The following is a 15,002-nucleotide window of genomic DNA, read 5'->3' on the forward strand; positions in this document are numbered from 1 at the left end:
GCTATTAATAACATACCCGCCAGTATAATTATTCGAAGCACCCTTAGCGAAAGGTCCCTCACCATGTTCCGCTATGCCTTACCCCTCGCGTTGCCCGTCAGCCTGGCCGTTCTGCTGTCCGCGTGCGGGCATGAAGAAACGGCGCAAACTACCGTTCGCCCAGCCATGGTGGTGCAACCGGAGCCCGCGGCACAGGCCATGGACAGCTACCCCGGCGAGGTCCGCGCGCGTTACGAACCGGACCTGGCGTTCCGGATTGGGGGCAAGGTCAGCCGACGACTGGTCGATGAGGGGCAGCGGGTGAAAGCCGACCAGCCATTGGCCGAGCTCGATCCGCAGGACGTGCGGCTGCAACTGGAAGCCACCCGGGCCCAGGTGGCAGCGGCCGAAGCCAACCTGAACCTGGTGCGCTCCGAGCGCGACCGCTACAAGACCCTGATGGACCGGCAACTGGTCAGCCGTTCCCAGTACGACAACGCCGAGAACCTGTATCGCTCGGGCCTGGCCCGGCTCAAGCAGATCAAGGCCGAGTTCGACGTGGCCAGCAACCAGGCCGGCTACGCCGTGCTGCGCGCGCCCCAGGATGGCGTCGTGGCCCGGCGTACGGTCGAGGTCGGCCAGGTGGTTGCCGCCGGCCAGACCGTCTTTACCCTGGCCACCGACGGCGAGCGGGAAGTGCTGATCAGCCTGCCGGAGCAGGGTTTCGGCCGCTTTCGCATCGGCCAGCCGGTGTCGGTGGAGTTGTGGAGCCAGCCCGACCAGCGCTTCGCCGGACAGATCCGTGAGTTGTCGCCGGCCGCCGACCCACGTTCGCGCACCTTCGCCGCCCGCATCGCCTTTACCGCCGGCAAGGTTCCGGCCGAACTGGGGCAGAGCGCCCGGGTATTCATCCAGACCGCGGCCAGTGTGCCGCTGTCGGTGCCGCTGTCGGCGGTGACCGCGGAAAACGGTGCCGCCTATGTCTGGCGGGTCGACGCCAACAACACCCTGAAAAAGACCCCGGTGCGTCTCGGTGCCTTCGGCGAGAAGAGCGTACCGGTGCTCGAAGGCCTCGGGGTCAGTGACTGGGTAGTGGCGGCGGGTGTGCATGTGCTCCATGAGGGGCAGCAGGTACGCCCGGTGGATCGCTCCAACCGCGTGGTCAACCTGGCGGCCAAGGAGTAATCCCCGATGGGTTTCAATCTTTCCGAATGGGCGTTGCGCAACCGCCAGATCGTGTTGTTCCTGATGCTGTTGCTGGCCATTGTCGGGGCGTTGTCCTACACCAAGCTGGGCCAGAGCGAAGACCCACCCTTCACCTTCAAGGCCATGGTGATCCGCACCAACTGGCCGGGCGCCACGGCCCAGGAGGTTTCCCGGCAGGTCACCGAGCGTATTGAAAAGAAGCTGATGGAAACCGGCGAGTACGAGCGCATCGTCTCGTTTTCCCGCCCGGGCGAGTCCCAGGTGACCTTCATGGCGCGCGACTCGATGCACTCCAACCAGATCCCCGAGCTCTGGTATCAGGTGCGCAAGAAAATCAGCGATATCCGCCATACCTTGCCGCCGGGTATCCAGGGCCCGTTCTTCAACGACGAGTTCGGCACCACCTTCGGCAATATCTACGCGCTGACCGGCGACGGTTTCGACTACGCGGTGCTCAAGGATTACGCCGACCGCATCCAGATCCAGCTGCAGCGGGTCAAGGACGTGGGCAAGGTCGAGCTGCTGGGCTTGCAGGACGAGAAAGTCTGGATCGAGCTGTCGAACGTCAAGCTGGCAACCCTTGGTCTGCCGCTGACGGCGGTGCAACAGGCCCTGGAGGAGCAGAACGCGGTGTCCACCGCCGGTTTCTTCGAGACCAGCAGCGAGCGCCTGCAATTGCGCGTGTCCGGTAATTTCCAGAGCGTCGAGCAGATCGGCAATTTCCCGATCCGGGTGGCCGACCGCACCTTCCGGATCGGCGATGTGGCGGACGTACGCCGCGGCTTCAACGATCCACCGGCGCCGCGCATGCGCTTCATGGGCCAGGACGCAATCGGCCTGGCGGTGGCGATGAAGGACGGCGGCGACATCCTGGTGCTGGGCAAGGCGCTGGAGCTGGAGTTCGCCCGGATCCAGAAAACCCTTCCCGCCGGCATGGAACTGCGCAAGGTTTCCGACCAGCCGGCCGCGGTGAAGACCGGCGTCGGCGAGTTCGTCCAGGTGCTGGTGGAAGCCCTGGCGATCGTGCTGCTGGTGAGTTTCTTCTCCCTCGGCGTGCGCACCGGCATGGTGGTGGCCCTGGCGATTCCGCTGGTGCTGGCGATGACCTTCGCCACCATGTATTACCTGGGGATCGGCCTGCACAAGATTTCCCTCGGCGCGCTGGTGCTGGCCCTGGGCCTGCTGGTGGACGACGCGATCATTGCGGTGGAGATGATGGCGATCAAGATGGAGCAGGGCTACGACCGGCTCAAGGCCGCCAGCTACGCCTGGACCAGCACCGCGTTCCCGATGCTCACCGGTACCCTGATCACCGCCGCGGGTTTCCTGCCGATCGCCACGGCGCAGTCCGGCACCGGCGAATACACCCGCTCGATCTTCCAGGTGGTGACCATCGCCCTGCTGGCTTCATGGATCGCCGCGGTGGTGTTCGTGCCCTATCTGGGCGAGAAGCTGCTGCCGGACCTGGCCAAGCTGCATGCGGCCAAGCACGGCAACGGTGACGGCCAGCCCGATCCGTACGGCACGCCGTTCTATCAGCGGGTGCGGCGGATGGTGGAATGGTGCGTGCGCCGGCGCAAGACCGTGATCGCCCTGACCGTGCTGCTGTTCATTGCCTCGGTGATGCTGTTCCGTTTCGTGCCGCAGCAGTTCTTCCCGGCTTCCGGGCGGTTGGAACTGATGGTCGACCTGAAGCTGGCCGAGGGCGCGTCCCTGAGCAACACCGCCGACCAGGTCAAGCGCCTGGAGGCGATGCTCAAGGAGCACGCCGGCATCGATAACTACGTGGCTTACGTCGGCACCGGTTCGCCACGTTTCTACCTGCCCCTGGACCAGCAACTGCCGGCGGCGAGCTTCGCCCAGTTCGTGGTGCTGGCCAAGACCATCGAGGAGCGGGAAAGCCTGCGCAGCTGGCTGATCGAAACCCTCGACGAACAGTTCCCGACCCTGCGCTCGCGGGTCACTCGCCTGGAGAACGGCCCGCCTGTGGGTTACCCGGTGCAGTTCCGCGTCACCGGCGAGCACATCGAGGAAGTGCGGGCCCTGGCGCGCAAGGTCGCGGCCAAAGTGCGCGAGAACCCCCATGTGACCAACGTGCACCTGGACTGGGAAGAACCGAGCAAGGTGGTCTACCTCAATATCGATCAGGACCGTGCGCGGGCCCTGGGCGTGAGCACGGCCAACCTGGCAAAGTTCCTGCAAAGCTCGCTGACCGGTTCCAGTGTCAGCCAGTACCGCGAAGACAACGAGTTGATCGAAATCCTGCTGCGCGGGACCTTGCATGAACGTACCGAGCTGTCGCTGCTGTCGAGCCTGGCGGTGCCCACCGACAACGGCAAGAGCGTGGCGCTGTCGCAGGTCGCGACCCTGGAGTACGGCTTCGAGGAAGGCATCATCTGGCACCGCAACCGCCTGCCGAACGTCACCGTGCGCGCCGATATCTACGGCAAGGAACAACCGGCGACCCTGGTGCAGCAGATCCTGCCGACCCTGGAGCCGATTCGCGCCGAACTGCCGGACGGTTACCTGCTGGATGTCGGCGGCACCGTGGAAGACTCGGCCCGCGGGCAGAACTCGGTGAAGGCCGGCGTGCCGCTGTTCATCGTGGTGGTGCTGACCCTGCTGATGCTGCAACTGCGCAGCTTCTCACGCACGGCGATGGTGTTCCTCACCGCGCCGCTGGGGCTGATCGGGGTGACCCTGTTCCTGATGGTGTTCCGCCAGCCGTTCGGCTTCGTGGCGATGCTCGGTACGATCGCGCTGTCGGGGATGATCATGCGCAACTCGGTGATCCTGGTGGATCAGATCGAGCAGGACATCACCGCCGGGCTCAAGCCGTGGCAGGCGATCATCGAGGCGACGGTAAGGCGCTTCCGACCGATCGTGCTGACTGCCCTGGCGGCGGTGCTGGCGATGATCCCGCTGTCGCGCAGCGTGTTCTTCGGGCCGATGGCGGTGGCGATCATGGGGGGGCTGATTGTGGCGACAGCGCTGACCCTACTGTTCTTGCCGGCGTTGTATGCGGCGTGGTTCAGGGTCAAGAAAACCTGATTCGCCTGTAGGAGCGAGGCTTGCCCGCGATCTAGACGCCACGGTGTGCCAGACACACCGCAGTGAGGCCATCGCGGGCAATCGAGCGTCGACCGGCCGCTCCTACAGGTAGGGGTTAGAGGGTACCGAACACCTTCTTCGCCAGGCTGGTGGCCGCTGCCGCCGGGTTCTCGCGAATGGTCGCTTCCTGCTTGCCGATCATCTCGAACAGGCCGTTGAGCGCCTGTTCGGTCACGTAGCTTTCGATATTCGCGTTCTTCGCATCCAGCACGCCGAAGGTGGCGGCCTGGCCGGCGAAGGCGTTGTACTGCTTGGCCAGGCCCACCTGGTCGGTGGCCTGCTTGACGATTGGCAGGAACTTCACGCGGATCTGCTCGCGGCTGGTCTTGCTCAGGTACTGGGTGGCGGAGTCCTTGCCGCCGCCGAGAATGCCCTTGGCGTCCTCCACGCTCATCTTCTTCACCGCATCCACCAACAGCGCCTGGGCCTGTGGCACGGCGGCCTCGGCGGCCTTGTTCATGCTGGTCTCGAGTTCCTCGACCTGGGCGCCCATGCCGAACTGCTTCATTTTCTTCGCCACTTTGCCGAGGTTGCCCGGCAACTCGATACGCACGTCCGGGTTATTGCTGAAACCGCCGGCGGTGCCCAGCTGCTTGACCGCGACCTGGGCACCCTGGGTCAGGGCGTCCTTGAGGCCGCCGGTGGCGTCTTGCTGCGACAGGTCGCCGAGCGACAGCGCCAAGGCGCTGGCAGAGATCAGCAGGCCGGCGCACAGGCTGGTGAAGCGAAGGGAGGAACGGAGCATGGCAGCTTCCTTGTTCGAGAAAAGGGATTAACGAACCGCGTCGACGCGGATTTTCAGCGGTTGCGGGTCGCTGCCGTCGAGTTTCACCCCGTTGTGCTCGGTGGTGACGAACAGCAGTTTGCCGGCCATTTCGATCCGTGCGCTGACCGAATAACGGTGCCCGGGTTTGACCTGGGCCGGGTCGTAGCTGAGGTGGAAGGGCAGCGGCACCTGGCCTTTGACCGGGCCTTTCTGTTCGGCCAGCACCACCGCGGGGGCGTCGGCCAGCGACACGTCCTGCAGGCTGACGCTCAGGGTGGCGGCTGGCGGCAGGGCGATGCGTTGCAGGTAGAAGACTTCGCCGTCGAGGCTGGCGTTGCTGGCAGGTTGCATGCTGTTACAGGCCCCGAGCAGGGTGGTAAGGGCGAGCAGGGTGAGCTTCTTCATGATGGATCTCCGTATCGGGGGCGCCAGAAACCGCCTGGCGCCGATAAGAATCTAGTCGCTTTGTTGCGGGGCGGCGACCTGCTCGGCGGCATCTTCGCTGCGGTGCAGGGCTACTTGGCGGATCGACAGGCGAATCTCCGCCGGTAGCACGCGCTTGGCCGCGCCTTCGGCCAGCTCGCCGAGCAGTTCGTGGTAGCTCAGCTTGCCGGCCTCGTCGCGGCGCAGCACGTCCTGCTCCAGCAAGGTCTGGATGAAGTGGCGGAACAGACTCTTGTCGAAGAACTCCGGGGCATTCAGGCCGTGCAGGATCGACAGGCGCTGGGCCATGACCGTGCACAGGTCTTCCAGCTCTTCGGCGCTGATGCTGCGCTGGCCGCTGTTGAGTAGCAGCGAGATGGCCATGTAGAAACGCTGCAGGGTCTGGGCGATGCTCTTGGACAGCAGGGTCAGCAGCACGAAGTGTCGCGAACTCGGCGCCGGACGCAGGTACAGGTCCTTCTCGAAGCGCAGCAGGCCTTGCTCGACGAAGGCGTCGAGCCATTGGTCGATCACCCCGTCCAGTTCGTCCAGGGACCAGCGGATGAACAGCTCCGACTGCAAGTAGGGGTACAGCGCCCGGGTGTAACGCAGGATCTGTTCGCGGCTCATGCGCGACGAGCTCTGGAAGAAGCTCGCCAGCAACGCCGGCAGGGCGAAGATGTGCAGCACGTTGTTGCGGTAGTAGGTCATCAGGACGGCGTTCTGCTCGTCCAGGTAGAGGATCTTGCCCAGGGCATCGCTCTGCTCGGACAGCAGGTCCATGTCCTTCACGTGCTCGATCAGGGCCCGGCCATCGTCTTCCGGCAGGGTGGTATGGGGCGAATAGGGGACTTTGCGCAGCAGTGCCAGGTACAGGTCCAGGACCCGGGCCATGGCGCGGTCGTCGAGGGCCAGGCGGCTGGTGGACAGTAGCGCCAGGGCCACCAGGTTGACCGGGTTGATCGCCGCCGCCTCGTTCAGGTGCTGGGCGACCTTTTCCCCCAGGCGGTTGGTGGTTTCGTTGAGCCACGCCGGCTTGAACTGCGGGCCCAGCTCCTGGGCGCGCCAGCCCGGCTGTTCCTGGTCGAGGAACTCGGCCAGCTTGATCGGCTCGCCGAAGTTCACCGCCACCTGGCCGAAGCGCTGCTTGAGGGCGCCGATGACCTTGAAGATGTCGAAGATCGACTCCTTCTTCTTGCTCGCGCCGCGCAGTTCGCCCAGGTAGGTACGGCCTTCCAGCACGCGTTCGTAGCCGATGTACACCGGCACGAAGACGATCGGCATGCGCGAGGAGCGCAGGAAGCTGCGCAGGGTGATGGCCAACATCCCGGTTTTTGGTTGCAGCATGCGCCCGGTGCGCGAGCGCCCGCCCTCGACGAAGTACTCCACCGGGAAACCCTTGGTGAACAAGGTGTGCAGGTATTCGTTGAACACCGAGGTGTAGAGCGGGTTGCCCTTGAAGGTGCGGCGCATGAAGAAGGCTCCACCCCTGCGTAGCAGGCTACCGATCACCGGCATGTTCAGGTTGATCCCGGCGGCGATGTGCGGCGGGGTCAGGCCGTTGCGGAACAGCAGGTAGGACAGCAGCAGATAGTCGATATGGCTGCGGTGGCAGGGCACGTAGATCACTTCGTGGCCCGGGGCGACTTTCTGCACGCTTTCGATGTGGTTGACCTTGATCCCGTCGTAGATCTTGTTCCAGAACCAGCTCAGCACCACTTCGAGGAAGCGGATCGCGGTGAAGGTGTAGTCCGAGGCGATCTCGTTGCCATAACGCAGGGCCACGGCCTTGGCTTTTTCCGGGGAGATCTTTTCCCGTTCGGCTTCGTCGAGGATCGCCTGCCTGACCAGCGGCTGGTTCAGCAGGCCCTTGACCAGGTTGCGGCGGTGGGAAATGTCCGGGCCGATCACCGCGGCCTTCAAGTTGCGAAAGTGCACCCGCAGGATGCGCTGGGCCATGCGCACGGTGCGTTCGTGGCCCTTGTTGTGCTCGATCAGCTCGCGCAGGTGGATCGGCGCGGAGAATTGCACCCGGGTCTTGCGGCCCAGGATCATGATGCTCAACAGCCGGCGCAGGCGCCCGGTGACTGCCCAGCTGTCGGCGAACAGCAGTTTCCACGGGCTCGATTCGCTGTCTGGCGACTGGCCCCAGAACACGCTGACCGGAATGATCTGCGCGTCTTCGGCGGCATTCTGGCTCAGGGCGCTGACCAGGCGGGTCAGGGTCGGTGGCGCGCCGCGCTTGTCCTGGCGGCCGAGCCAGTCGGGGGCCGGGGTCAGGTAGAAGAACGCGGCGGGTTCCAGCAGGTTGCCCACCGAGACCGGTAGCACCGGGCGCGGCAGCCCGGCCTTGGTGCACTCGGTATCGACCACGGCGAGGTCGGTGAGCGAAGGGTTTTGCAGGACGTAGAACACCGGGCGACTGCGGTCGAGGTTGAGGGTGAAGGACGACTGGTTGATCGTCTCCGAGCGAACCCAGAGGTACAACAGTCGGCGCAAGGTGCCAAACACAAGACGGCGGAACGGGGAGCGGGTCATACGGCTTCTGCTTTAGTGGGAAAAACCGAGCAGTTGCTCGGGGCGGCTAGTGTGCCGGATTCACCGAAAATCGGCAAAAAAGCGGCAAACAAGATTGAGTTGAGAGTTTTTGTGCCTGTCATATACTCGCCCGACTGACGCCTGGGCATGCGGGGCCCATCAATAGAAACCCAGGTCCAGGCGAAAGTTCTCACGGCTGCGTTTCAGTAAGCCGATTGATAATAAAAAGACGGAGGATGGATTGATGGCAACTCGCGAGACCGGCAGCGTGAAGTGGTTCAACGACGCCAAGGGCTACGGCTTCATTCAGCGTGAAGGTGGTGCCGATGTATTTGTCCACTACCGTGCTATTCGTGGTGAAGGCCACCGCTCGCTGACCGAAGGGCAGCAGGTTGAATACGCCGTGGTAGAGGGGCAGAAAGGTTTGCAGGCTGAGGATGTAGTGGGCTTGTAAGCGCTGTGCCTTGTAGGAGCGAGCGGGCGGCGTTCCGACTTGCTCGCGATAGCGTTGTGTCAGGTTAAACGCTATCGCGGGCAAGCCTCGCTCCTACAGGTTTGATCAGGGCAAATCAGGCGGTACGCCAGGTAATCTCTTCTTCCCCGTCGGCGCTGATGCGAATCCAGCGGTCGGCCGATTCTTCACCTTCTTCCTCGACCCAGCTACCCGGCGCGCAGCGCACTTCGACATTCAGCGCGGCGAAGGCGGCGCGGGCGCAGGCGATGTCGTCGTCCCACGGCGTCTGGTCGCTTTCCAGGTACAGGCTGTTCCACTTGCCCACGGCTTTCGGCAGCCAGGTCACCGGCACGCCGCCGGCCTTGCATTTGTAGGTCTGGCCTTTCTGCACCCATTCGCTGCATGGGCCCAGGGCCGCGCCGAGCCAGGCGGCGATGGCCTTGTGGTCGACGTCGGCGTCTTTCAGGTAAATCTCGATATCCGGTTGGCGCATGGATGTCCTCACTGCGGGTCTGAAAAATCCATTCGCGGATTTATTCGGCCTCGAGTCGCTGCTCGAGTCGTGGATTAATGGGTTATTGCAGAACGAAGTAATCGTAGCGCATCGATACGCTGACCTCGAAGGGCTCGGCCTGCTCGATCACGCTGGCCCGGCGTTCGGCACTGGCGCGCCAGCCGTGGGGCGTCATGGCCAGCAGGTTGGCGCGATCCTGCGGATGGCTCAGCGTCAGCTTGAAGTCCAGGGTTTCACTGTGTTGCAGCGCCATGCCCGCGGGCACCAGCGCCAGGTGCTTGTCGTCGGTGTATTCGCGGACCTCGTCGTACAGGCGTTCGCGCAGTTCCATCAGGTGACCGCTGGTCGGTCCGACCTTCATCAGGCCGCCGCCTGGGCTGAGCAGGCGCTTGGCTTCCTGCCAGTCCAGCGGGCTGAAGACGCTGGCGAGGAACTGGCAGCTGGCGTCGGCCAGGGGCACCCGGGCCATGCTGGCGATCAACCAGGTCAGCTGCGGGGCACGACGGCAGGCGCGCTTGACCGCTTCCCGGGAGATGTCCAGGGCATAACCGTCCGCCTGGGGCAGCGCTTGGGCGATCTGTGCGGTGTAGTAACCCTCGCCGCAACCGATATCGACCCAGCGCCGCGGGGCGCGCTCGACGGCCAGTTCGGCCAGGCGCCTGGCCACCGGGGCGTAATGGCCGGCATTGAGAAAGTCACGGCGGGCTTCGACCATGGCCTGGTTGTCGCCCGGGTCGCGGCTGTTCTTGTGCTGCACCGGCAGCAGGTTCAGGTAACCCTGGCGGGCGCGGTCGAAGCGGTGCCCGGCCGGGCACACGACACCGTTGTCGACGGCGCTCAGGGGCGCCGCGCAGATAGGGCAGGCAAGCATCAGGCGAGCAACTTGATCAGGGTCTGGTAGTAGATTTCGGTCAGCACGTCGAGGTCGCTGGCCAGCACTCGCTCGTTGACCTGGTGGATGGTGGCGTTGACCGGGCCCAGCTCGACCACCTGGGTGCCGAGGGTGGCGATGAAGCGCCCGTCGGAAGTGCCGCCGCTGGTGGACGCCTGGGTCTCGCGACCGGTGACGTCCTTGATGCTGGCCGACACCGCGTCGAGCAGGGCGCCCGGCTCGGTGAGGAACGGCAGGCCCGACAGCGCCCACTCCACATGCCAGTCCAGGCCGTGCTTGTCGAGGATGGTGGCCACGCGCTGTTGCAGGCCTTCGACCGTGGATTCGGTGGAGAAGCGGAAGTTGAACACCGCTACCAGCTCGCCGGGGATCACGTTGGTCGCGCCGGTGCCGGAGTTCAGGTTGGAAATCTGGAAGCTGGTGGGCGGGAAGAAGGCATTGCCGTCGTCCCAATGTTCCGCGGCCAGTTCGGCCAGGGCGGCTGCGGCCAGGTGGATCGGGTTCCTGGCCAGGTGTGGGTAGGCCACGTGGCCCTGTACGCCGCGCACCGTGAGCTTGGCGCCGAGGGAGCCGCGACGGCCGTTCTTGACCACGTCACCGACCAGGCTGGTACTCGACGGCTCGCCGACGATGCACCAGTCCAGGCGCTCCTTGCGCGCCGCCAGGCGCTCGACCACCGCCTTGGTGCCGTGGTGCGCCGGGCCTTCTTCGTCGCTGGTGATCAGGAAGGCCACCGAGCCTTTGTGGTCCGGGTAGTCGGCGACGAAACGCTCGGCCGCCACCAGCATCGCCGCCAGGCTGCCTTTCATGTCCGCCGCGCCGCGCCCGCAGAGCATGCCGTGCTCGTCGATCAGCGCGTCGAACGGATCGTTCTGCCAGGCCTGGACCGGGCCGGTCGGCACCACGTCGGTATGGCCGGCGAAACACAGCACCGGACCTTCGTGCTTGCCGTGGGTGGCCCAGAAGTTATCCACATCCTCGATGCGCATCGGCTCCAGCTTGAAGCCGGCATCGCCCAGGCGCTGCATCATCAGCTTCTGGCAGTCGGCGTCGACCGGCGTCACCGACGGGCGGCGGATCAGGTCACAGGCGAGTTGCAGGGTCGGCGAAAGGTCGGCGTGGGCCGTCATGGGGAAACTCCGAAGCTGGGGCAAGGTCAGGCGCTGCTCTTTCTCTGCAGGAGCGAGCTTGCTCGCGATGGACGCAAGAGCGGCGCAGTGCATCAGGGGCTGCGCGTTATTCTTGCTATCTATCGCGAGCAAGCTCGCTCCTGCAGAGGCGGCGGCGGGCAAGGCGCGCAAAATGGCGGATATCTTAAAGCAAAACGGCGGCCAGAGGCCGCCGTTTAGTGCTTTGCAGCGATTTATGCAGCCGCCACCGGCGCGCTTTCGGCAAGCGGTTTTGGCAACGACGACAGGAAGGCCATGACCAGCGCCGCCACATACGGCAGCGACTGCACCAGCAGCATGGTCACCCAGAAGCGCATGTCGTTGCTCGGCAGGCCACCCTGCACCAGGTAGATGCCCAGCGCCGCGCCCCACAACAGCAGCATGATGAACAGCTCTTCCCGGGCTTCCGAGATCGCCACCCAGAAACCGTGGTTGTCGGCATTCTTCGGCGTGCGGAAGAACGGAATGCTGCTGGTGAAGAAGCCGTACAGCACCGCCTTGGCGATAGTGTGGGACAGCGCCAGGCCCGCCACGGCCGCGCAGAACGCATCCTTGAGGTTGACCCCGACCGCCCGGCGGTAGAGGAAGATGATCTTGCCGACCTTGAACACGAACAGCGCCAGGGGCGGGATCGCGAAGATCAGCAATGGCGGATCGACGCGCTGCGGCACGATGATCATCGCCGCCGACCAGAGCAGGGCGCCGAGGGTGAAGAAGATGTTCATGCCGTCCGCCACCCACGGCAACCAGCCCGCGAGGAAGTGGTAGCGCTGGCCACGGGTCAGCTCGGTGTCCTTGCCGCGCAGCAGGCTGGCGGTGTGGCGCTTGATGATCTGGATCGCCCCATAGGCCCAGCGGAAACGCTGTTTCTTGAAGTCGATGAAGGTATCCGGCATCAGGCCCTTGCCGTAGCTTTCGTGGTAGTACGCTGCCGACAGGCCTTTCTCGAACACCCGCAGGCCCAGCTCGGCGTCTTCGCAGATGCACCAGTCGGCCCAGCCCAGTTCTTCCAGGACCGAACGACGGGTCATGGTCATGGTGCCGTGCTGGATGATCGCGTCACGGTCGTTGCGGGTGACCATACCGATATGGAAGAAGCCTTTGTATTCCGCGTAGCAGAGCTTCTTGAAGGTGCTTTCGTTCTGGTCGCGGTAATCCTGCGGCGATTGCACCACGGCGATTTTCGGGTCGGCGAAGTGCGGCACCATGTGCTTGAGCCAGTTGCGGTCGACGCAGTAGTCCGAGTCGATCACCGCGATCACTTCGGCGTCCTTGGCGGTGTGCGGGATCAGGTAGTTCAGCGCGCCGCCCTTGAAACCGGCCAGCGGCGCGACGTGGAAGAACTTGAAGCGCGGGCCGAGGGTCTCGCAATAGGCCTGCACCGGTTCCCAGACCGCCGGGTCCTTGGTGTTGTTGTCGATGATCAGGACTTCGAAGTCCGGATAGTCGAGGTTGGCCAGGGCGTTGAGGGTCTGTTTGACCATCTCCGGCGGCTCGTTGTAGCAGGGCACGTGGATCGAGACTTTCGGCCGGTAATTGGAGTCGCCTTCGACCGGCAGGAACTCGCGCCGGCGCTTGTGCACCCAGACTGCCTCGGCCAGCTCATGGGCCTCGGTGAGCAACACGATGAACACCCCGAGCGCACCCAGGGCGAGCAGGAAGCCCACCGTCAGGCTGAACCAGGTGCTGTATTGCTGGCTGTAGTCGTAGCCGATCCACACCAGCACCGAACCGCAGAGGAAGGCGATGAAGGTCAGGAAGGTCCGGCCGCGCTGGCGCAGGGCCGAGCCGTCGATCATCAGCAGGGTCAGGGACAGCAGCGCCAGGACCACCGAACCGATGGCCAGCACGCGCCATTGCGGGATCGCCACTACCGGGCCTTCGAAGTTGAACTTCTGCTGGCGCGCCGCGTTGAACACGCCCCAGTAGGCGCCCACCGAACCTTCGTCGCTGGCCTTCCACGGCTGGTCGAAGGCTTCGATCACGAAGTAGTTGTAGCCCTGGCGGTTGAGCTTGTTGACCAGGTTACGCAGGTAGATCGCCTGATCCGCCGGGCTGGCGTCGGCGCCGCCACGCATGCGACCGTTGCTCGGCCAGCCCACCTCGGACAGCAGCAGCGGTTTTTTCGGGAACATCTTCTTCAGGTCGCGAGCACGGTCGAGGACGAACTGCCCGGCCTTGTCCATCGGGATGAATTCCCAGTAGGGCAGGACGTGGGCGGCGATCAGGTCGACGTGCTGGGCCAGTTCCGGGTGTTCTTCCCAGACATGCCACTGTTCGGAGGTGGTGACCGGTACCTTGACGGCTGCCCGCACGCGATCTAACAGGACGCTCAACTGGTCGGCGGTGATTTCCTTGCGGAAGATCGCTTCGTTGCCGACCACCACGCGCACCACACTGCGCGAGGTGTTGGCGATGTCGATGGCACGGGTGATTTCACGCTCGTTGCGCTCCAGGTCCGGGCTGATCCAGATCCCCAGGGTCACGCGCAGGCCGAACTCTTCCGCCAGCTTGGGGATGTTCTCCAGCGTGCCGTCGACCGAGTAGGTCCGAATGTTGTCGGTCAGCTTGCTCATGATCTCCAGGTCGCGACGCATTTCGTCGTCGGTCGGGAACTGGTCTTTCTGCGGGAACTGGCCCAGCTGGAAAGGCGAGTAGGAAAAACCGGAGATTTGTGCGGGCCAATTGGGGGCGGAAACCGGGCGGTTGACCAGTGCCCAGAAGCCGGTGAACAGGGCGGCGATTGCCAGAACCACCACCAGGTTGAGTCCAAATTTACGCGATGACATAGCTATTTCGGGTTCCAAAGGGTGTGGAACGGAGGAACGGTCGGCGTGCGCCAAGCGGCGCGCATCCTACACTGGCCTTCGACTGAGCGTACAGCGCACAAGAGAAGGCCGCAGGTTGGGCAATCCAACTCGATTTAAGTTCGAGGCGCTGGAGTTTTCAGATTGTTCCCTCATTAAAGCAGCCCTGACCGCCATTCATAGGGCAAAGATGCTCTTGGCGGACATCGGCCCTATAATGCGCGCCGGTTTTTGGGGTAATGGTCATGAGTACAGAAGATCCGCGGTTTGCTGGCGTCGCCCGTTTGTATGGCATCGAGGGACTGGAACGCTTGCGCGCCGCCCATGTGGCGATCGTCGGTGTCGGCGGTGTCGGTTCCTGGGCGGCGGAAGCCATTGCCCGTTGCGGCGTGGGGGAGATTTCGCTGTTCGACCTGGACGATGTCTGCGTCAGCAACAGCAATCGGCAGCTGCACGCCCTGGACAGCACGGTGGGCAAGGCCAAGGTCGAGGTCATGGCCGAGCGCCTGCGTGGGATCAATCCGGCCTGTACCGTGCATGCGGTGGCGGACTTCGTCACCCGCGAGACCATGGCCGAGTACATTACGCCGGACATCGACTGCGTGATCGATTGCATCGACAGCGTCAATGCCAAGGCGGCGCTGATCGCCTGGTGCAAGCGGCGCAAGATCCAGATCATCACCACCGGCGGCGCGGGCGGGCAGATCGACCCGACGCTGATCCAGGTCTGTGACCTGAACCGGACCTTCAACGACCCGCTGGCTTCGAAAGTGCGCTCGACCCTGCGTCGCGACTACGGTTTTTCCCGCACCGTGACCCGTCACTACAGCGTGCCTTGCGTGTTTTCCACCGAGCAGCTGCGTTACCCGAAACCGGACGGCAGCATCTGCCTGCAGAAGAGCTTTGTCGGCGATGGCGTGAAACTCGACTGCGCCGGCGGTTTTGGCGCGGTGATGATGGTGACCGCGACCTTCGGCATGGTCGCGGCAACCAAGGCGGTGGACAAGCTGGTGGCTGGCGTGCGGCGCCCGGCGGATCGGGTCAAGCCCCTGTAGCCGCTGCCGCAGGCTGCGATAAGGCCCGAAGGGGCTTCGAGGCCCTGAAGAGCACGTCTCCTGCGGAGTCGATCGCAGCCTGCGGCAG

At 64.3% G+C, this 15,002-nt stretch carries 11 protein-coding genes; 4 read left to right on the plus strand and 7 right to left on the minus strand.

Annotated features, from left to right (window positions below; translation table 11 throughout):
* Positions 1–63 precede the first annotated feature (63 nt).
* Together IF690_RS06580 and IF690_RS06585 are read left to right on the plus strand one after the other, a co-directional pair.
* Positions 64–1,164, plus strand: a complete 1,101-nt coding sequence (locus IF690_RS06580) for an efflux RND transporter periplasmic adaptor subunit (protein WP_202699334.1) — start codon at positions 64–66, stop codon at positions 1,162–1,164.
* A gap of 6 nt (positions 1,165–1,170) precedes the next feature.
* On the plus strand, positions 1,171–4,236 hold the full coding sequence (locus IF690_RS06585) for an efflux RND transporter permease subunit (RefSeq protein ID WP_202699335.1): 3,066 nt from the start codon (positions 1,171–1,173) through the stop codon (positions 4,234–4,236).
* A 115-nt stretch (positions 4,237–4,351) separates the two neighbouring features.
* Here IF690_RS06585 and IF690_RS06590 read toward each other — a convergent pair whose 3' ends face one another.
* From IF690_RS06590 to plsB, 3 genes are read right to left on the minus strand one after another with little or no spacing between them, the layout of a single operon-like run.
* The gene (locus IF690_RS06590; protein ID WP_202699336.1) at positions 4,352–5,041 is read right to left on the minus strand and encodes a DUF4197 domain-containing protein; all 690 of its coding nucleotides are present in this window, start codon (positions 5,039–5,041) and stop codon (positions 4,352–4,354) included.
* 27 nt (positions 5,042–5,068) lie between these two features.
* On the minus strand, positions 5,069–5,467 hold the full coding sequence (locus tag IF690_RS06595) for a YbaY family lipoprotein (protein WP_038581806.1): 399 nt from the start codon (positions 5,465–5,467) through the stop codon (positions 5,069–5,071).
* A 51-nt stretch (positions 5,468–5,518) separates the two neighbouring features.
* Complete coding sequence (gene plsB / locus IF690_RS06600; protein WP_202699337.1) at positions 5,519–8,023, minus strand: glycerol-3-phosphate 1-O-acyltransferase PlsB; 2,505 nt, start codon at positions 8,021–8,023, stop codon at positions 5,519–5,521.
* 244 nt (positions 8,024–8,267) lie between these two features.
* On the opposite strand from plsB, the gene IF690_RS06605 reads away from it, so the two are divergent.
* Positions 8,268–8,477, plus strand: a complete 210-nt coding sequence (locus IF690_RS06605; protein ID WP_007927922.1) for a cold-shock protein — start codon at positions 8,268–8,270, stop codon at positions 8,475–8,477.
* Between the two features lie 115 nt (positions 8,478–8,592).
* Here the strand turns inward: IF690_RS06605 and IF690_RS06610 are convergent, their stop codons facing one another.
* From IF690_RS06610 to IF690_RS06625, 4 genes are all read right to left on the minus strand, one after another.
* A complete protein-coding gene (locus IF690_RS06610; protein WP_202699338.1) occupies positions 8,593–8,970 on the minus strand; it encodes a hypothetical protein in 378 nt (125 codons plus the stop codon).
* Positions 8,971–9,052: 82 nt separating this feature from the next.
* Positions 9,053–9,862: a putative RNA methyltransferase gene (locus tag IF690_RS06615; protein WP_202699339.1), complete on the minus strand. Its 810-nt coding sequence runs from the start codon at positions 9,860–9,862 to the stop codon at positions 9,053–9,055.
* A complete protein-coding gene (gene dapE / locus IF690_RS06620) occupies positions 9,862–11,013 on the minus strand; it encodes a succinyl-diaminopimelate desuccinylase (RefSeq protein WP_202699340.1) in 1,152 nt (383 codons plus the stop codon). The genes IF690_RS06615 and dapE overlap by 1 nt, the downstream gene beginning before the upstream one ends.
* Positions 11,014–11,246: 233 nt before the next feature.
* On the minus strand, positions 11,247–13,841 hold the full coding sequence (locus tag IF690_RS06625) for a glycosyltransferase (RefSeq protein WP_202699343.1): 2,595 nt from the start codon (positions 13,839–13,841) through the stop codon (positions 11,247–11,249).
* A gap of 263 nt (positions 13,842–14,104) precedes the next feature.
* On the opposite strand from IF690_RS06625, the gene tcdA reads away from it, so the two are divergent.
* Positions 14,105–14,914 (plus strand): tRNA cyclic N6-threonylcarbamoyladenosine(37) synthase TcdA, encoded by an 810-nt coding sequence (tcdA, locus tag IF690_RS06630; RefSeq protein WP_202699360.1) that lies wholly within the window; start codon positions 14,105–14,107, stop codon positions 14,912–14,914.
* Positions 14,915–15,002 lie beyond the last annotated feature (88 nt).

Origin of the sequence: Pseudomonas sp. SK3(2021) (genome assembly GCF_016772375.1) — a bacterium.
GTDB lineage: Bacteria > Pseudomonadota > Gammaproteobacteria > Pseudomonadales > Pseudomonadaceae > Aquipseudomonas > Aquipseudomonas chlororaphis_I.

Coding starts and splice junctions, on each gene's coding strand:
- IF690_RS06595 (WP_038581806.1), bottom strand. CDS start 5,467: ATGAAGAAGCTCACCCTGCTCGCCCTTACCACCCTGCTCGGGGCCTGT.
- IF690_RS06590 (WP_202699336.1), bottom strand. CDS start 5,041: ATGCTCCGTTCCTCCCTTCGCTTCACCAGCCTGTGCGCCGGCCTGCTG.
- dapE (WP_202699340.1), bottom strand. CDS start 11,013: ATGACGGCCCACGCCGACCTTTCGCCGACCCTGCAACTCGCCTGTGAC.
- IF690_RS06625 (WP_202699343.1), bottom strand. CDS start 13,841: ATGTCATCGCGTAAATTTGGACTCAACCTGGTGGTGGTTCTGGCAATC.
- plsB (WP_202699337.1), bottom strand. CDS start 8,023: ATGACCCGCTCCCCGTTCCGCCGTCTTGTGTTTGGCACCTTGCGCCGA.
- IF690_RS06615 (WP_202699339.1), bottom strand. CDS start 9,862: ATGCTTGCCTGCCCTATCTGCGCGGCGCCCCTGAGCGCCGTCGACAAC.
- IF690_RS06605 (WP_007927922.1), top strand. CDS start 8,268: ATGGCAACTCGCGAGACCGGCAGCGTGAAGTGGTTCAACGACGCCAAG.
- IF690_RS06580 (WP_202699334.1), top strand. CDS start 64: ATGTTCCGCTATGCCTTACCCCTCGCGTTGCCCGTCAGCCTGGCCGTT.
- IF690_RS06610 (WP_202699338.1), bottom strand. CDS start 8,970: ATGCGCCAACCGGATATCGAGATTTACCTGAAAGACGCCGACGTCGAC.
- tcdA (WP_202699360.1), top strand. CDS start 14,105: ATGAGTACAGAAGATCCGCGGTTTGCTGGCGTCGCCCGTTTGTATGGC.
- IF690_RS06585 (WP_202699335.1), top strand. CDS start 1,171: ATGGGTTTCAATCTTTCCGAATGGGCGTTGCGCAACCGCCAGATCGTG.